The sequence below is a fragment of the Dokdonella sp. genome (assembly GCF_019634845.1).
Lineage (GTDB): Bacteria > Pseudomonadota > Gammaproteobacteria > Xanthomonadales > Rhodanobacteraceae > Dokdonella_A.
Genome location: NZ_JAHCAQ010000009.1, coordinates 1 through 17066, shown reverse-complemented (window position 1 = coordinate 17066; position 17066 = coordinate 1). Strand labels below are relative to the sequence as shown.

Below are 17066 nucleotides of genomic sequence, written 5' to 3'. Positions count from 1 at the left end.
GCGACGTGGCGGCGCGCGATTGTACTGCGCGCGCCGACGTTACAGCTTGCGCCGTGGCGGCACCAGGAAATCGCCGAAGAACAGCCCCGCCACGATCGCGATCAGCAGTGCCGTCATCGTCACCGCGGTGTCGATGCCCAGTTGCACGTTGCGGTCGAGCACGTAGCTCAGACTGCGGAAGCCGACGCTGCCGGGCACCAGCAGGATGATGCCCGGTTCGCGGATCAGCGCCCCGGGCCGATGCGCGATGCGCGCAAACAGATTGCTCAGTGCGCCCACCACGATCGCGCCGAGGAAGGTGCCGAACACCGGCGAGACATGGGCGCCACCGACCTGGGTGCACAGGTAGCCCACCAGTGGCGCTGCGATCACGACCGGCGCGAACCGGCGCGGCGTCTTGAACAGCACCGCGAACGACACCGCACCGGAAAACACCGCCAGCCACTCGGCCCAGGCCGGAATCGGCACGCTCTGCGCCAGCGGCGGCACGATGCCGAAATAGGCGCAGCCCTGCAGCGCGAGCGCACTGCCGAACAGCAGCTTGAGCAAGGTTGCCAGCGCGCCCATCATGCGCGCGCTGCCCGACACCAGGTGCTGGCTCGACAGCTCACGCACGGCCGTGGTCAGCGTCATGCCCGGAATCAGCACGATGACGCTGGCGATCACCACCGGACGCAACTGGATCGGCGTCACCCAGCAGGCGACGACCACGCACACGAGGCTCGACACGAACGCGGCCACCGCTTCGAGCGCGTTGCCGAAGCTCGGCCAGCGCAACGGCAGCAGGGTCATGGCGCCGATCAGCAGGCCGTTGACAAAGGCCACGCCGACCTCGACCCACCCCGTATGCAGGATCGCCGCCACCGTCGCCGAGGCGACACCGAACGCGAACACGGTGGCGGTGTGGGTGTAGCGGCTCAGGCGGCGCGCGCCGATCTCGCGCAGCTGCCGCCAGCCCTCGGCCAGGTCGAGGTCGCCCGCGATCACGCGATCGGCGACCTCGTCGACGCGGCATAACCGCGCCAGATTGACCTCGCCCGGCGACACCCGCACCACCTGGGTGAATTCGGCCAGGTCATCGCCGCGCGCCGATTCGCCGAACGACATCACGATCGAGGTTGGCGTCGACAGCACATTGCAGTTGAGACCCAGCCGCGCACTGGCAAGGTTGACCACGTCCTCGAGCCGCGGCGCGGCCGTGCCGTACTCGTGCAGACGCCGCGCCAGCTCGACGATGAAGCCGGTGCGGGTCTTGAACGAATAGCGCTGGTCGGTGGGCGCGGCCATGCACAATGATGCCTTGCAGCATGCGCGCCCGGCGAGGGGGCGCCGGCTGCGGATTGAGCCGCGCTTCAGGTGTCAACGTTGCCGTTGGCCGACAGCCTGCTAGCCTTGCCCGATGCAGACCGCGACCACCCCATTCCTGCGCCAGCACGGCGAGCACCTTGCGGTTGGCGGCGACTGGACCCTGGCGATGGCCACCGCCCTGGCCGCCGACGTGTCGCGCTGGCGCGGGCGCCTGGCCCCGCAGGCACGCATCGACGCCACCGCCATCGCGCGCCTGGACACCGCCGGCGCCCGCCTGCTGCTCGACCTCGCCGAGGCGGCGCGCATCGACGGGCTCGACCCGCGCCAGCACGCCCTGCTCGATGCGGTCGCGCGTGCCGCGCTGCCGGATACGGCCACGACGCGCCGCGACAATGGCCTGCTCGGCCTGCTCGCGCGCACCGGCGCCGCCGTGGAGGGCATCGCCCGCGACGCGGTCGCGCTGCTCGGCTTCATCGGCCTGGTGCTCGCCACGCTCGTGCGCAGCCTGCCCGATCCGCGCCGCTGGCGCCCGACGGCGTTGGCGTTCCACCTCGAACAGACCGGCCTCGACGCGGTGCCGATCGTCGTGCTGCTCAATTTTCTCGTCGGCGCCGTGGTGGCCTTTCTCGGCGCCACCATCCTGCGTGACTTTGGTGCGGCCATCTACACGGTCGAACTGATCGGCTATTCGTTCCTGCGCGAATTCGGCGTGCTGCTCACGGCAATCCTCATCGCCGGCCGCAGCGGCAGCGCCTTCACCGCGCAGATCGGCTCGATGAAAGCGCGCGAGGAAGTCGACGCGATCCGCACCCTTGGCCTCGACCCGATCGAGGTGCTCGTCCTGCCGCGCCTGCTCGCCCTGCTGGTCGCCATGCCGCTGCTGACTGCGCTGGCCATGCTGGCCGGCATCGTCGGCGGCGGCATGGTCGGCGCCCTGAGCATGGACATCTCGCCCACGCTGTTCATCACCCGCCTGCACGAACTCGGCGCCGCGCGCCACTTCTGGGTCGGCATGAGCAAGGCGCCGATCTTCGCCTTCCTCATCGCCGCGATCGGGTGCCTGGAAGGCTTCAAGGTATCGGGCAGCGCCGAATCGGTCGGCACCCACACCACCTCGAGCGTGGTGCAGGCGATCTTCATGGCAATCCTCGTCGATGCGCTGGCGGCGGTGTTCTTCATGGAGATCGACGTGTGAACGCCGCCGCACGCCAGCGAGCGGGGGTCGCGACCGTCGTCGCGACGACCGACGCACGTCGCGGGTGGGTTCGTTCCGCGGTCGTCGGGCGGCTTGCGCCAGTAGGTTTTTGGGCTGGCGCCATCGTCGACTGTTGTGCGACAACCGACCCACGTCCTTGGTGGGTTCGTCCCGCCGTCGTCGGGCGGCTTGCGCCAGCAGGTTTTTGCGCTGGCGCCATCGTCGACTGTTGTGCGACGACCGACCCACGTCCTTGGTGGGTTCGTTCCGCCGTCGTCGGGCGGCTTGCGCCGGTGGGTTTTTGCGCTGGCGCCATCGTCGACTGTTGTGCGACAACCGACCCACGTCCTTGGTGGGTTCGTCCCGCCGTCGTCGGGCGGCTTGCGCCGGTGGGTTTTTGCGCTGGCGCCATCGTCGACTGTTGTGCGACAACCGACTCACGTCCCTGGTGGGTTCGTCCCGCAGTTTTCGGGTGGCTTGCGCCGGTGGGTTTGGGCGTCGAGTCGATCGTTGGCGTCTTGTCCAAGAGAAAGTCACCAAAGAGAACGACAGCCCTGCAGCGGCGCCTCGCGCGCTTCCTGCGCGCGAGGTCCGCTGCGGTGGGGTGCGCCGACAGCACCTCCCTGTGCTGACGGCGCAATGGCGCGATCCATCGCGCTCCCCTGCGGGCCGCTTCGGCCCGCCGCCGCCGCCGCTGATGGGCCTGCCGGGACGCAGCGCGCTCCGCGCGCGCAAGGCACGCCACCATGGCGCAGCGGTCCCGGCGCGGCCACGATGGCCGCGTCACTGCAGGTCGGGTCCTCCACGCGGCGGGGCGCGCAGGGCCAGCCACAGGGTCGGCGCGAGATCGCGCCGAGTTTGCCCGTCAGTGGAGGGATGCACTGTCCGGCAAACCGCGTAGCGCACCCGCGGCAGTCACGCGCGCCGGATGCGCGCGTGACCGCGGCCCGGAGGGTGCCATTTCTTTTGGTTCCTTTTCTTTGGGCAAGCAAAGAAAAGGAACCGGCCCGCAGGGATGCGGGACGAACCCACCAGGGACGTGGGTCGGTTGTCGCACAACAGTCGACGATGGCGCCAGCGCAAAAAACCACCGGCGCAAGCCACCCGAAAACTGCGGGACGAACCCACCAGGGACGTGGGTCGGTTGTCGCACAACAGTCGACGATGGCGCCAGCGCAAAAAACCACCGGCGCAAGCCACCCGAAAACTGCGGGACGAACCCACCAGGGACGTGAGTCGGTTGTCGCCACGAAGCCAACGATCGAATCAGCGCACAAACCCCAACCGCAACGGATCGACGGCCATGACCGCCACTGAGGCCATCATCGAAGTACGCGGCCTGCGCAACCAGTTCGGCAGCCAGGTCGTGCACGAGCAGCTCGACCTCGACGTGCGGCGCGGCGAGATCATCGGCGTGGTCGGCGGTTCGGGCAGTGGCAAGTCGGTGCTGATGCGCTCGATCATCGGCCTCAACCGCCCGGCCGCGGGCAGCGTGCGCCTGCTCGCGACCGAGATGATGCGGGCCAGCGAGACCGAACGCATGCAGGTCGAGCGGCGCTGCGGCGTGCTGTTCCAGAACGGCGCGCTGTTTTCCTCGCTGTCGGTCGCCGACAACGTGATGGCGCCGATGCGTGAACATTTTCGCCTGCCGTTGCCGCTCATGCAGCGCTTCGCTGCGCTCAAGATCGCGCTGGCGGGGCTGCCACCCAATGCCGGTGCGAAGTTTCCGAGCCAGCTGTCGGGCGGCATGGTCAAGCGCGCGGCGCTGGCGCGTGCGATCGCGCTCGACCCCGACCTGCTGTTCCTGGACGAGCCCACTGCCGGCCTCGACCCGATCGGCGCGGCGGCGTTCGACGAGCTCATCCTGACCCTGCGCGACAGCCTCGGTCTGACCGTGTTCCTCATTACCCACGATCTGGATACCCTGTACACGATCTGCGACCGCGTGGCCGTGCTGGCGCACAGGCGCGTGCTCGCATGCGGTCCGCTGGCCGAAGTCGAACGCTGCGACGATCCCTGGGTGCGCGATTATTTCCAGGGTCCGCGCGGCCGTTCGGCGCTGCTGGCGGCGCAGCACGCGCGGGCGCGCCACGCCCACCCTGCCGGAGGTACCTGAACATGGAAACCCGCGCCCATCATGTCCTGATCGGTGCCTTCACGATCGGTGCGTTCCTGCTCGCGCTCGGTTTCGTGCTGTGGCTGTCCAAGACCGGCACCGACCGCAGGTTCAACGACTACGAGATCGTGTTCACCGAAGCCGTGACGGGCCTGTCGGTCGGTGGTCTCGTCCAGTACAACGGCATCAAGGTCGGCGAGGTCGCGGCGCTGAGTCTGGCGCCTGACGACGCCCGCAAGGTCATCGCACGGGTGCGGCTCGACGCCACTGCGCCGGTACGCGAGGACACCCGCGCCAAGCTCGGCCTGCAGGGCGTCACCGGGCTCGCCTTCATCCAGCTCACGGGCGGCGCGCCAGGCAGCCCACCGCTGTTGCCGACCCGCGAACACCCCTTGCCGCGCATCCCGTCGGAGGAATCGGCGCTGTCCAAGCTGCTCGCTTCGGGCAGCGACGTGGTGACCAGCGTCAACGAGATCCTGGTGCGGCTCGGTGACGTGCTGTCGGAGGACAATGTGCGTCATGTCGACCGCACCCTGGCCAACATCGACGCGCTCACCGGCACGCTGGCCGAGCAGCGCCAGGACGTGGGCCAGATCCTGCGCCAACTCGCCGATGCAACCAGCCAGATCAAGCGCACGCTCGGCGCGATCGACCAGATGGCGGCGACCACCAACGTGCTGGTGCGCGACGATGTGCGCAAGCTGCTGCAGACGATGCAGGGCACGCTGGCCCACATCGATCGCCTGGCCGTCGGCACCGACGCACTGCTCGACGACAACCGTGGCGCGATCGACCGCTTCGCCAACCAGGGCCTGCGCCAGATCGGGCCGACGCTGGCCGAGCTGCACGAGACGCTGCGCTCGCTCAGGCAGCTCAGCGACAAGCTCGGCGCCTCCGACAGCCTGTTGCTCGGCCGCGATCAACCCAAGGAGTACCAGCCGCGATGAGATCCAGCCGCTTCCTGCTTCTGGCCGTCCTGGTCCTGCTGGCTGCCTGTGGTGACCTGCTCGGGGTCAAGCGCCAGCCGTTCACGATCTATGCGCCGACCTACCATGCGCCGACGACCGCGGCGGCCGCTCCCGCCGTCGGCTGGCAACTGGTGGTGGAGACGCCGCAGGCCAGCGAAGCGCTCAACACGCCGCGCATCGTCGTCATGCCGAGCCCCGGCGTCATCGAGGTGTATCCGGGAGCGCGTTGGAGCGATCCGGCGCCCGCCCTGCTGCGCAACCTCATGTTGCAGGGCTTCGCGCAGTCGGGGCGCATCCTTGGCGTCGGCAGCAGCACGGGCGCGCTCAACGCCGACTACGCCCTGGCGATCGACCTGCAGTCGTTCCAGGCCGAAATCCGCAGCGACGGCTGGCATGCCGTCATCGCCCTGCAGGCGCGCCTGCTCGACTACCGCACGAGCCGCGTGGTGGCGGCCAAGGCGTTTGCCGTCGACACGCCGTTCGCAGCGCGCGACACCGCGGCAGCCTTCGCCGCCTTCGAGGCCAGCGTGCAGCAGCTGGTCTCCGAACTGGTCGATTGGACCCTGACGGCAGGAACTGCGGCGCAAAAACCGCGATAATGCGCCGCCGCTGGTTCCGTCCAGCACCACCCTTGTGCCGTCGCCGCCCAGACCTGCGATGCCCGCATCGCAGGCGCGAGGCGTGGCCGCGCCGAGCCGCAGTCGCGAATGTCGATGAGTGAAGTCGAAACCAGCACTCCGCACAGTGTCCTGCAGGCGCGCCTCGCGCGCGTGCACGAGCTGCTGCAGCCAGCCGAGGCGCCGCAGCCCGCGGCCGAGGCCGCCGCGCCGGCGGCCGGCATCGACTCGCGCACGGCGCAGCTGACGCGCGAGATCGAGGGCCTGCATCCGGCCGACATCGCCTTCATCCTCGAAACGCTGCCGCCCGCAGAGCGGCGCGAGGTGTGGAACCTCGTCAAGGCCGACCAGGACGGCGAGATCCTGCTCGAAGTGTCCGATGCGGTGCGCGAGTCGCTGCTGGCCGACATGGACAAGCCCGAGCTGCTGGCCGCCACCGAGCAACTCGATGCGGAGGAAATCGCCGATCTCGCCGAGGACCTGCCCGAGGACGTGCTGCAGGAAGTCCTGCACCGGCTCAACGCCGAGGAACGCCGTCAGGTGCAGACCGCGATGGCCTGGGAGGACGACCAGGTCGGCGCGATCATGGATTTCGACATGGTCACGATCCGCGAGGACGTGACGCTGGAGACCGTGCTGCGCTACCTGCGCCGGCTCAAGGAACTGCCCGAGCAGACCGACAAGCTGTTCGTCGTCAACCACGACATGCTGCTGACCGGCGTGCTGCCGATCCGCTGGCTGCTCGTCAACGATCCGGCCAAGCTGGTCAGCGAGGTGATGGCACCCGATGCCAACACCTTCCATCCCGAGGACGATGTCGCCGGTACCGCGCAGGCGTTCGAGCGCTATGACCTCGTCACCGCGCCGGTGGTCGATGCCGACGGCCGGCTGATTGGCCGCGTCACCATCAACGCGATGGTCGACGTCATCCGCGAGGAAAGCGATGCCGAGGTGCGCGAGCGCTTCGGCCTGCTCGAGGATGAGGACATGTTCGCCTCGGTATGGCGCTCGCTGCGCAACCGCTGGGCCTGGTTGGCGATCAACCTCGTCACCGCCTTCATCGCCTCGCGCGTGATCGGCGTGTTCGAGGGCTCGATCCAGAAGCTGGTCGCACTGGCCGCACTGATGCCGATCGTGGCCGGCATCGGCGGCAACTCGGGCAACCAGACCATCACGATGATCGTGCGTGCGCTCGCGCTGGGCCAGGTCAGCCCGGCCAGCGCGCGGCGCCTGTTGCGCAAGGAGCTGGGCGTGGCGCTGGTCAACGGCCTGATCTGGGGCGGCGTGATCGGGGTGGTGGCCGTGCTGCTCTACGACAGCGTGCCGCTGGGCCTGGTGATGACCGCGGCGATGACGCTCAACCTGCTGCTGGCCGCGTGCATGGGTGTGCTGATCCCGATGACGCTGCTGCGCTTCGGCCGCGACCCGGCGATGGGATCGAGCGTGATGATCACCGCGCTGACCGACAGCGGCGGTTTCTTCATCTTCCTCGGCCTGGCCACCCTGTTCCTGATCTGAGGCGCTGCGCACTCAGTAGCAGGTGCGGAGCGTGAAATCGAAGCCGTTGTGGCCATCCATGCGGCGAACGAATGCAATCGCCGCGATGGCGTCGTTGAGATGCCACACCGATCCGAGCGCAAGCTCCTGCGTGCGCCAGTGCCACCGCTCGGTGCGTGTCGCGGTGGCGACGGCCTCTCACGAGCGCGCGAAACGGCAGCGATACTCGACGATCGCGCGCCAGCCCACGTGTGCCATGCGGCCCTGATCGCGCCAACGATCGCTGGTGCGCAGCGCGGCCGCCTCGAGCGCGAGCATCGAGTGCTCGCCGATGAGCCAATGATCGCCCATGCCGAGCCGCGCGTTGCGACTGCCATCAAGGGGCGGACCGACGCAGGAGCCGCCATTGCCAATCGAACCGAACAGGTGGATGTGCTTGCCGGCCTCGACATGGGCACCGCCGGTGTCGTTGCGGAAGCGGCGCCCGTTGGTGTGCCACTCGCCACTCTTGAGGTCACCGTAACGGTAGTTGAGCGGCTCGGCGTGCCGTGTCAGCGCCGGCCACCGACACGCTGCTCCCCACATCGAACGCTTCATGCCGCCGCCGTCCGCGCCCAGGCACGAACCGTGCGCCGCGAGCGCCGACCACATCATCCTCGCGGATCGAGACCGCGCGACTCAGGCGGGGCCGGCGGCGAGCACGGCCTCATACAGGGCCAGGTCGGTCGCGCCGTAGCAGCAGAACAGGACCTGCTGCAGGCCGACCGCCGCATGCGCGCGCACGCTCGCAACCGCGACCCGCGCCGCTGCGGGCTTGGGGTAGCCGTACACGCCGGTGCTGATGGCCGGGAACGCGATCGAATGCACGCCGAGCGACTCGGCCAGCTCCAGCGCACTGCGGTAGCAACTGGCCAGCAGGGCGGGTTCGCCGTGCGCACCGCCCTGCCAGATCGGCCCTACCGTGTGTATCACGTAACGGGCCGGCAGCGCATGGCCGCCTGTCACCTTGGCCTGGCCGGTGGCACAACCGCCCAGCGCGCGGCATTCGCGCAGCAGACCGGGGCCGGCCGCGCGATGGATCGCGCCATCGACACCGCCGCCACCGAGCAGCGAGCGGTTGGCCGCATTGACGATCGCATCGACCGCCAGCGTGGTGATGTCGGCCTGCAGCGCGCGCAGGTGCATGTGGTACACGCTCGCGCGGCGGCGCCCGCCGTTACTTGAAGATGTCCTTGTTCTTGGCGTAGCCGATCGCCTGCTGGCGCGTGACGAGGCCGCGCTTGACGAGGTCCTGCAGACACTGGTCGAGCGTCTGCATGCCATGCTGGTTGCCGGTCTGGATCGCCGAATACATCTGCGCGACCTTGTCCTCGCGGATCAGGTTGCGGATGGCCGGGATGCCGACCATGATCTCGTGGGCGGCGATACGACCGCCACCGACCTTCTTCAGCAGGCTCTGCGAGATCACCGCGCGCAGGCTCTCCGACAGCATCGAGCGCACCATCGGCTTCTCGCCGGCCGGGAACACGTCGATGACGCGGTCGATCGTCTTGGCCGCCGAGCTCGTGTGCAGCGTGGCGAACACGAGGTGGCCGGTTTCGGCGGCGGTGAGCGCGAGGCGGATCGTCTCCAGGTCGCGCAACTCGCCGACGAGGATGTAGTCGGGATCCTCACGCAGTGCCGAGCGCAGCGCCTCGTTGAAGCCGTGGGTGTCGCGGTGCACCTCGCGCTGGTTGATCAGGCACTTCTGCGAGGTGTGCACGAACTCGATCGGGTCCTCGACGCTGAGGATGTGGCCGTACTCGTTCTTGTTGACGTGGTCGACCATCGCCGCCAACGTGGTCGACTTGCCCGAACCGGTCGGCCCGGTGACGAGGATGAGGCCCTGCGGCTGCTCGATGAGCTCCTTGAAGATGCGCGGGCAACCAAGATCCTCCAGCGACAGGACTTCGGAGGGAATGGTACGGAACACGGCCGCGGCGCCGCGATTCTGGTTGAAGGCATTGACGCGGAAGCGCGCCAGCGAGGGGATCTCGAACGAAAAGTCGACTTCGAGGAACTCCTCGTAGTCGCGCCGCTGCTTGTCCGACATGATGTCGTACACGAGCGAATGCACCTGCTTGTGCTCGAATGCCGGGATGTTGATGCGCCGCACGTCGCCATCGACGCGGATCATCGGCGGCAACCCGGCCGACAGGTGCAGGTCGGAAGCCTTGTTCTTGACCGAGAACGCAAGCAGTTCGGCGATATCCATGGCGATGTCCCCAACGTGGTGCAACGCGCCGATGCGCGGTTGCGGCAGTATAGCCACATGAACACGCCATCTGATCACCCCCGCGCGATCGACGCCGCCGCAGCCGACTACCGCGCGATCCTGGCCCGCATCGAGGCCGCCGGACGCGCGGCCGGTCGCCACGACACGCGCCTGCTGGCCGTATCCAAGACCAAGCCGGCGGCGGCGGTGCGCGCACTGGCGTCCCAGGGCCAGCGCGCGTTCGGCGAAAACTACGTGCAGGAGGCGCTGGCCAAGCAGGCCGAACTGGCCGGGCTCGATCTCGAGTGGCACCTGATCGGCCCACTGCAGTCCAACAAGTGCCGCGAGGTCGCGCAGCATTTCGACTGGCTGCAGAGCCTGGACCGCGCCAAGCTCGTCACGATGCTGGCACGCGAGCGCCCGCCCGAGCGCGGCCCGCTCAACGTGCTGATCCAGGTCAACATCGACGACGAGGCGAGCAAGGCGGGCTGCGCGCCGGCTGCGGTCGCCGCGCTCGCCGACCTCGTCGTGGCCGAACCGGCGCTGCGGCTGCGCGGCCTCATGGCCATTCCCCAGCCACTGGCCGAACTGGAGCAGCGGCGCGTCGCATTCGAACGCATGCGGCGCCTGTTCGAAGCCGTGCGCGCGCGCCACCCCGGCGTCGACACGCTGTCGATGGGTATGTCGGACGACTTCGAGCTCGCCATCGCCAGCGGCGCGACGATGGTCCGCATCGGCACCGCGCTGTTCGGCGCCCGCTGAGACCACCGCGGTCGCGCGCAGCAGGCCCAAGGCATCGCCGCTGCGCTTGCTATGCTTGCGTGCTCCGCCGCCCACCGATCGATCGCCATGTCCAGCCCCGATGCCTCCCTCCTGTCCGCCGCCGGCACGCTTGCGTTCATCGGCGGCGGCAACATGGCGCGCAGCCTGATCGGCGCCTTGCTGCACGGCGGTGTCGCGGCGGCGGCGATCACGGTCGCCGAGCCCAACCCGGCCACGCGCGAGGCGCTGGCGCGCGACTTCGGCGTCAGCGTGCATGCCGATGCGGCGAGCGCAGCCAGCGGCGCCGCCACGCTCGTGCTCGCCGTCAAGCCGCAGGTCATGCATGCGGTATGCGGCGAGATCGCCGCCGCGGTCGCGGCCAGTCGGGCGCTTGTGATCTCGATCGCCGCCGGCATCCGCCTCGACCAGTTCGAACGCTGGCTCGGCGCCGACACCGCGCTCGTGCGCGTCATGCCGAACACGCCGGCCCTGATCGGTGCCGGCGCCGCCGGCCTCATCGCCAATCGCCGCGTCGATGCCGCGCAGCGCGAACGCGCCAGCGCGATTCTTGGCGCCGCCGGCAGCGTGGCGTGGATCGAGCGCGAGGAGCTCATGGACAGCGTGACCGCGTTGTCGGGTTCGGGGCCGGCCTATTTCTTCCTGCTCGTCGAAGCGCTCGTCGATGCCGCCGTCGCGCAGGGCCTGCCGCGCGAGGTCGCCGCCGCGCTGGCGGCACAGACCTGCCTCGGTGCCGGCCGCATGTTGGTGGAAAGCGGCGAGGCGGCGGCCACCCTGCGCGAACGCGTGACCTCGCCGGGCGGCACCACGGCGGCGGCGCTCGAAGTATTCCGCGGCGGCGATCTGGCCGGCCTCGTCGCCGCCGCGGTCGCCGCCGCGACGCACCGCGGCGGCGAGCTGTCGGCGCAGTTCGACTGAACGCGCCGGCCTCGCCGCGCGCGCACTGCCCTACAATCGCGCGGCCCTCACCTGCGCCACCAATCGCCTGCCATGGGATATTTCGCCCACGCCGCCCAGATCCTCATCGACTTCGCCGTCGGCGTGGTGGTGTTCCTCATCGTGCTGCGCGTGTTGCTGCAGATCGTGCGCGCCAACTTCTACAACCCGGTGTGCCAGTTCCTGTACAAGGTCACCAATCCGTTGCTGATGCCGCTGCGCAGGCTCATCCCGAGCTGGCGCAACATCGAGTTCGGCGGGCTGCTGCTGGCCTGGCTGTTCAGCGCGATCAAGCTCGCGCTCATCTACACCATGTTCGGCCAGCGTCTGGGCCTGGTCGGACTCGCCATCATGGCCCTGGCCGACCTCGCCGACTTCGTGCTCGTGCTCTACATCGGCATCGTGTTCGTGCGCGTGCTGCTGTCGTTCATCAGCGTCGAGCGCAGCAACCCGGTGGTGCCGCTGGTGTACCAGCTCAGCGAGCCGCTGTTGCGCCCGCTGCGCACGCGACTGCCCGCGCCGGGCGGGCTCGACTTCTCGCCGATGCTGGTGATCCTCGCGATCCTGCTGGCGCGGGCCCTGCTGGTGGCGCCGCTGATCGACGCCGGCATGCGGCTCGCGCAGGCGGCCTGAGCTGCGCGTTCAGGCGTGGCGGGTCAGCCACGCCGCAAGCACGCCGTGGATTGCATCGAGCCCGTCGCCGAGCGCGGCGGGTCCCGGCTGCAGGATGATCGAGGACTTGATCTCGTGCAGCTCGCCCGTGCGCACCGCCGGCACGGCCGCCCAGCCTGGGCGCGCGGCCACGCGCGCAGGTCGGAACTTCTTGCCGCACCACGAACCGAGGATCACCTCGGGCGCCCGCGCGATGACTTCGCCGCCATCGGCGAGGATGCGGTCGCGGGCCAATGGCATCGCCGCGCGCTCGGGAAACACATCGATGCCGCCGGCCAGCGCGACGAGTTCGCCGACCCAGCCGATGCCGGTGATGAGCGGCTCGTCCCATTCCTCGAAATACACGCGCGGGCGCCGCGGCCAATGCGCGCTGCGCGCCGCCACCGCATCCACATGCGCGCGCAGCGTTGCGGCATACGCCTGTGCCGCGGCCGCGGCACCGACCAGCGCGCCCAGCCGCAGGATGTAGTCGAAGATGCCCTCGACGCTGCGGTGGTTGGCGATCCACACCTCGATCCCGGCCTTGACGAGCGCGCGGGCGATGTCGGCCTGGATGTCGCTGAAACCGACCACGAAATCGGGCTTGAGGGCCAGGATCGCCTCGATCCGCGCGCTGGTGAAGGCCGACACCTTCGGTTTGTCGCGGCGCGCCTGCGGCGGGCGCACGGTGAAGCCCGAAATGCCGACGATGCGCCAGTCCTCGCCGAGCGCATACAGCACTTCGGTCGGTTCCTCGGTCAGGCAGACGATGCGCCGCGGGCCATGCACGATCGACATGCGCTCAGCCCCGCGGCGCCAGCGATTCGTCGACGCAGATCGCCGGTACCTGCCATGGATGATGGGCGGCGATCGCAGCGAGCAGTCGTTGCAGCGCGACCGCATCGCGCTCGATGCAGAACTCCACGCGCCGACTCGCCACGCATTCGAGCACCCCGCGCGCACCACGCACCGGGGTCGCGCCCGCGCCCGGCCGGAACTGCTCCTCACCCACCGCCGACAGCCAGGCCCAGTCGGCATAGTCGCCCAGCACCAGGCCGGCATCGCCACGCACGCCGTCGAGCAGTGCCTGCACATGCGTGCACGGCACCACCACGCCCACGCGATACACCGGGCGCAGATTCATCTCAGGGGTAGAGCATCCCGCAGCTCCAGATGCCGGCGGCGTCACGCGCATACACCTGCCGCTCATGCAGACGGAACTGCGCGCCGTACCAGAACTCGATCCGGTCGGGCACCACGAGGTAGCCGCCCCAGTGCGGCGGTCGCGCCACTTCGCCCGCGGCGAAACGCTGCTCGAACTGCGCGTAGCGCGCCTCGAACTGGGCCGGATCCGGCAGCGGCTGCGACTGCAGCGAGGCCCAGGCACCGAGCTGGCTGCCGCGCGGGCGCGTGGCGAAATACGCATCTGATTCGGCCGCGGCGAGCTTCTCCACGCGCCCTTCCACGCGCACCTGCACGCCTTGGCGCAATGTCTTCCAGTGGAAACACAGCGCCGCCCATGCGCTCGCGTCGAGTTCGCCGGCCTTGGCGCTGGCGTAGTTGGTGTAGAACCGGAATCCGCGCGCATCGACGCCCTTGAGCAACACGATGCGCGCATGCGGCCGGCCTTCACCGAGCGTGGCCAGCGTCATCGCGGTCGGCTCGGGATCGCCGGCCGCCTGTGCCTGCGCGAGCAGATCGCTGAAGGTATCGAGGGCCGTTTGGTACAGTGCCGCCGCTGCGGCGGCCGGAGGTGACGGGTTCATGCGAGGCGATGCTAGCACGCGGCCCGGCCATGCCCCGGCCGTGGTCGCGCAGGTGCTCGACGCCCTGGCGCTGCCACTGGCCCGGCAACGCCGGCGACCGCTGCGGGTCGGCCTGTCGGGTCTGCAGGGCAGCGGCAAGAGCACGCTGGCGCAGCAGCTCGCCGCGGCCTGCGGCGGGCGCGGCATCGACGCCGTCGTGCTGTCGCTCGATGACTTCTACCTTGGCCGGCGCGCGCGCCTGCTGTTGGCCCGCCAGGTGCATCCACTGCTGGCCACGCGCGGCGTGCCCGGCACCCACGACGTGGCGTTGTTGATGCGCACGCTGGCCGCGCTCGCCCACGCGAGCGAGCGCGCGCCGGTGCGCGTACCGCGCTTCGACAAGGGCCGCGACACGCGCCTGCCGCCCTCGCGCTGGCGCGTGGTCAGCGCGCCGCCACGGCTCGTCCTGCTCGAAGGCTGGTGCGTGGGCGTGCCGGCGCAGTCGCAGGCCGCGCTGCGCGGCCCGCTCAATGCACTCGAACGCGACGCCGACCCGCATGCGATCTGGCGGAACTGGGTGAACCGCCATCTTGCCGGCGCCTATGCGCGACTGTGGCGGCAACTCGATCGGCTCGTGCTGCTGCAGGCGCCGGATTTCGCCAGTGCGCGGCGCTGGCGTGCGCAGGCCGAGCGTCCGCGCTGCGAACGCGGCGCCAGGCACGCGATGACCGCGTCCGAACTCGCACGCTTCATGCAGCACTACGAACGGCTGAGCCGCCACGCACTGGCAACCCTGCCCGCGCGCGCCGACCTGTGCCTCGAACTCGATGCGCGCCACCGCGTGCGCGCCGTGCACGTCCCTGCCGCCCACTGCCGCTGACGGCGGGATCGGCAGGGCCGCCGCGCGTTCGAGGCGGCGCGCGTCAGCGCGTGGCCGCAGGCGGCGACGGCAGCGCCGCGAATGCCGGCGCGGCAGCCAGGTCATGCTCCCACCCGGCCCGGCTGGCCATGAAAATGTTGCCATCGGGCACCATCGCCAGCGGCGTGTCGAGACTGCCCGCGGGAACGACGAGCATGCCGGTGACCGCGCACGGCAACGCCGACCCGCACACCGAGCAGAAGCTGCGCGCGTGCCGCGTCTTTGGCAGGCGGAAACCGCGCACGCAGTCCTGGCCCGACAGCCAGGTCAGCGTCGCGCTCGACGAGAACAGGTTGGCAGCATGGGCCGAGCCGCTGTCCTTGCGGCAATGCGAGCAGTGGCACAGGTAGAAGCGCTCGAACGCGCCGCTGATCTTGAAGGTCACGGCGCCGCACAGACAGGATCCACGATGTTCACTGGCCATGGGAATCCACCGCAATGAGGGCGACACGCGCCGGCTGCCCGCGCCACCGTGCCGTTGGCGCCGAACCAGACTCTCGCGACGACGAGCCTCGGCGCGGTAGCGGCAAGCGCGGACCTGGACTGCACGGGCGAGTGTGGGCCGCAGCAGCATCGCCCGCAAGCCGCTGCAGGCGTCAGCGCGCGGCCGGGCCGCAGCGGCGCGGCGAACCAATGGCGCGCGGCGGCTGGCGGGCTGGCAGCGGCGGCCGTGGCGGCGACCCGGCCCCAACCAGGCGCCGCGCCTCGCGGCACAGCACGCTCAAGCGTCGACGTCGTGGCGCTTGCCGCGGAACGGCGCGTACCACGCGCGCAAGCGCTGCAAGTCGGCAGCCATGTCGGTGCCGGGCGTGAACAGCGGACCCAGCACGATCGAACGACTCGGATAGTCGAACGCCGCCGGCAGGATCGGTACGCCGGCAGCGCGCGCCACGTGCCAGAACCCGGTGCGCCATCGCGCGACGTGGCGGCGCGTGCCTTCCGGGGCCAGGCCCAGCCACAGTCGCGGCGTGTCGGCGAACCGCGCCGCCATCTGCTCGACCACACCATGCGCGCGGCCGCGCTCCACCGGCACCCCGCCGAGCCGGCGCAACAGCCAGCCGAGCGGGCCGACGAACAGCTCGCGCTTGCCCATGAACGTCACGTCGGCACCGAGCGCCACCTTGAACAGCAGGCCCCACCAGCCGTCCCACCACGAGCTGTGCGGTGCCGCGATCAGGACCAGTTGCGGAACGTCGGGGAATTGGCCGCGCAGCTGCCAGCCGCAGCGGCGCAGCCACCACGCGCACAGGCGGCGGCCGACATGCGGCGGCAACTGCGGCATCGATGGCGGCAGTGCCGGCGCGAGTGGCGCCGGCGTCATTCCCCGCTCCAGCCGCTCCGGCCGCGATTGCGTTTGATGGTGGCGCGCGACTTCTTGGCTTCGAGGCGGCGCTGCTTGGCCGCACGCGTGGGTCTGGTCGCCAGGCGCGCCTTGGGCACGATCAGCGCGGCACGGATGATCGCCGCCAGCCGCTCGCGCGCGTCGAGCCGGTTCTTGCCCTGGTCGCGGAAGCGCTGCGCCTGGATCACGATCACGCCGTCGGCGCTGATGCGCCGATCGCGTCGTGCCAGCAGCCGCGCCCGCAGCGCTTCGTCGAGCGAGGCCGAACGCGCGATGTCGAAACGCAGTTCGACCGCGCTCGACACCTTGTTGACGTTCTGGCCGCCAGCGCCGGTCGCACGCACGAAACGCTCGACGAGTTCCTCGTCGGCGATCTGCACGCGGTCATCGATGGCGAGCATGTCGTGCCCCGCGCGGCGCTGCCGACCTGATTGTGGCCGGGACAGCCATGACCGGCCTCAGTTGCCGGCCCGCTTCAGCATCACCTGCGCCTGCCGATACGAACGGACGAGCTTCTGGACCTCGTTGGCGACATCGGCCTCGCGACCTTCGCGCTGCAACCGCTCGATGCGCTCGCGGTCGCGTTGCAGCATGTTCGCGCATCCTTCGGCAAAACGCGCCAGGCGCGGATTGAACGGACCTTGCGCAACTGCCGCCTGTACGTCACGACAGGTGTTGTCGGCCTCGGCCATCGCCGTGATCGTGTCGGGCATCGGCGCCTCGGGCTCGGGCGCCGGC

At 69.9% G+C, this 17066-nt stretch carries 20 protein-coding genes; 9 read left to right on the top strand and 11 right to left on the bottom strand.

The features are described 5' to 3' along the window. Nucleotides 1-39: 39 nt before the first annotated feature. Nucleotides 40-1287: a threonine/serine exporter family protein gene (locus KF903_RS08000; protein WP_291213431.1), complete on the bottom strand. Its 1248-nt coding sequence runs from the start codon at nt 1285-1287 to the stop codon at nt 40-42. Nucleotides 1288-1399: 112 nt separating this feature from the next. Between KF903_RS08000 and KF903_RS07995 the strand changes: the two genes are divergently transcribed. The 5 genes from KF903_RS07995 to mgtE all read left to right on the top strand — a co-directional run bounded on the left by KF903_RS07995 (nt 1400) and on the right by mgtE (nt 7722). Beyond that, nucleotides 1400-2503, top strand: a complete 1104-nt coding sequence (locus KF903_RS07995) for an ABC transporter permease (RefSeq protein WP_291213429.1) — start codon at nt 1400-1402, stop codon at nt 2501-2503. A 1303-nt stretch (nt 2504-3806) separates the two neighbouring features. Then, a complete protein-coding gene (locus KF903_RS07990; RefSeq protein WP_291213427.1) occupies nt 3807-4619 on the top strand; it encodes an ATP-binding cassette domain-containing protein in 813 nt (270 codons plus the stop codon). 2 nt (nt 4620-4621) lie between these two features. Next, nucleotides 4622-5566: an MlaD family protein gene (locus KF903_RS07985; protein ID WP_291213425.1), complete on the top strand. Its 945-nt coding sequence runs from the start codon at nt 4622-4624 to the stop codon at nt 5564-5566. Then, complete coding sequence (locus KF903_RS07980; protein ID WP_291213423.1) at nt 5563-6186, top strand: ABC-type transport auxiliary lipoprotein family protein; 624 nt, start codon at nt 5563-5565, stop codon at nt 6184-6186. The genes KF903_RS07985 and KF903_RS07980 overlap by 4 nt, the downstream gene beginning before the upstream one ends. A gap of 114 nt (nt 6187-6300) precedes the next feature. After that, nucleotides 6301-7722, top strand: a complete 1422-nt coding sequence (gene mgtE, locus KF903_RS07975) for a magnesium transporter (RefSeq protein ID WP_291213421.1) — start codon at nt 6301-6303, stop codon at nt 7720-7722. A 177-nt stretch (nt 7723-7899) separates the two neighbouring features. Here the strand turns inward: mgtE and KF903_RS07970 are convergent, their stop codons facing one another. The 3 genes from KF903_RS07970 to KF903_RS07960 all read right to left on the bottom strand — a co-directional run bounded on the left by KF903_RS07970 (nt 7900) and on the right by KF903_RS07960 (nt 9955). Next, nucleotides 7900-8298, bottom strand: coding sequence for a hypothetical protein (locus tag KF903_RS07970; protein ID WP_291213419.1), 399 nt, complete (start codon nt 8296-8298; stop codon nt 7900-7902). A gap of 81 nt (nt 8299-8379) precedes the next feature. Beyond that, on the bottom strand, nt 8380-8886 hold the full coding sequence (locus KF903_RS07965) for an O-acetyl-ADP-ribose deacetylase (RefSeq protein WP_291213417.1): 507 nt from the start codon (nt 8884-8886) through the stop codon (nt 8380-8382). 31 nt (nt 8887-8917) lie between these two features. Further along, nucleotides 8918-9955: a type IV pilus twitching motility protein PilT gene (locus KF903_RS07960; protein WP_291213415.1), complete on the bottom strand. Its 1038-nt coding sequence runs from the start codon at nt 9953-9955 to the stop codon at nt 8918-8920. A 57-nt stretch (nt 9956-10012) separates the two neighbouring features. Here KF903_RS07960 and KF903_RS07955 point away from each other — a divergent pair, with 57 nt between their 5' ends. From KF903_RS07955 to KF903_RS07945, 3 genes are all read left to right on the top strand, one after another. After that, nucleotides 10013-10717: a YggS family pyridoxal phosphate-dependent enzyme gene (locus KF903_RS07955; RefSeq protein WP_291213413.1), complete on the top strand. Its 705-nt coding sequence runs from the start codon at nt 10013-10015 to the stop codon at nt 10715-10717. 87 nt (nt 10718-10804) lie between these two features. Then, nucleotides 10805-11653: a pyrroline-5-carboxylate reductase gene (gene proC, locus KF903_RS07950; protein WP_291213411.1), complete on the top strand. Its 849-nt coding sequence runs from the start codon at nt 10805-10807 to the stop codon at nt 11651-11653. 72 nt (nt 11654-11725) lie between these two features. Next, a complete protein-coding gene (locus tag KF903_RS07945; RefSeq protein ID WP_291213409.1) occupies nt 11726-12304 on the top strand; it encodes a YggT family protein in 579 nt (192 codons plus the stop codon). A gap of 9 nt (nt 12305-12313) precedes the next feature. On the opposite strand, the gene KF903_RS07940 is transcribed toward KF903_RS07945, so the two are convergent. The 3 genes from KF903_RS07940 to pdxH are packed head-to-tail and all read right to left on the bottom strand — an operon-like array spanning nt 12314 to nt 14088. Then, nucleotides 12314-13120, bottom strand: coding sequence for an ABC transporter substrate-binding protein (locus KF903_RS07940; RefSeq protein WP_291213407.1), 807 nt, complete (start codon nt 13118-13120; stop codon nt 12314-12316). A gap of 4 nt (nt 13121-13124) precedes the next feature. After that, nucleotides 13125-13466 carry a hypothetical protein gene (locus tag KF903_RS07935; RefSeq protein ID WP_291213405.1) on the bottom strand — a complete coding sequence of 114 codons (342 nt, stop codon included), beginning with the start codon at nt 13464-13466 and terminating at the stop codon, nt 13125-13127. 1 nt (nt 13467) lies between these two features. Then, the gene (gene pdxH, locus KF903_RS07930) at nt 13468-14088 is read right to left on the bottom strand and encodes a pyridoxamine 5'-phosphate oxidase (RefSeq protein WP_291213403.1); all 621 of its coding nucleotides are present in this window, start codon (nt 14086-14088) and stop codon (nt 13468-13470) included. Between pdxH and KF903_RS07925 the strand changes: the two genes are divergently transcribed. Then, nucleotides 14087-14947: an AAA family ATPase gene (locus KF903_RS07925; protein ID WP_291213401.1), complete on the top strand. Its 861-nt coding sequence runs from the start codon at nt 14087-14089 to the stop codon at nt 14945-14947. The two genes, pdxH and KF903_RS07925, sit on opposite strands and share 2 nt — an antisense overlap. 43 nt (nt 14948-14990) lie before the next feature. Here the strand turns inward: KF903_RS07925 and KF903_RS07920 are convergent, their stop codons facing one another. The 4 genes from KF903_RS07920 to KF903_RS07905 form a co-directional block, all read right to left on the bottom strand. Further along, nucleotides 14991-15371 carry a GFA family protein gene (locus KF903_RS07920; protein WP_291213399.1) on the bottom strand — a complete coding sequence of 127 codons (381 nt, stop codon included), beginning with the start codon at nt 15369-15371 and terminating at the stop codon, nt 14991-14993. A gap of 336 nt (nt 15372-15707) precedes the next feature. After that, nucleotides 15708-16307: a 1-acyl-sn-glycerol-3-phosphate acyltransferase gene (locus KF903_RS07915; protein WP_291213397.1), complete on the bottom strand. Its 600-nt coding sequence runs from the start codon at nt 16305-16307 to the stop codon at nt 15708-15710. Then, nucleotides 16304-16729 (bottom strand): alternative ribosome rescue aminoacyl-tRNA hydrolase ArfB, encoded by a 426-nt coding sequence (arfB, locus tag KF903_RS07910; RefSeq protein WP_291213395.1) that lies wholly within the window; start codon nt 16727-16729, stop codon nt 16304-16306. Before arfB ends, KF903_RS07915 begins: the two co-directional genes overlap by 4 nt. A 57-nt stretch (nt 16730-16786) precedes the next feature. Then, a partial coding sequence (locus KF903_RS07905; RefSeq protein WP_291213393.1) for a hypothetical protein occupies nt 16787-17066 on the bottom strand: 280 nt, incomplete at its 5' end.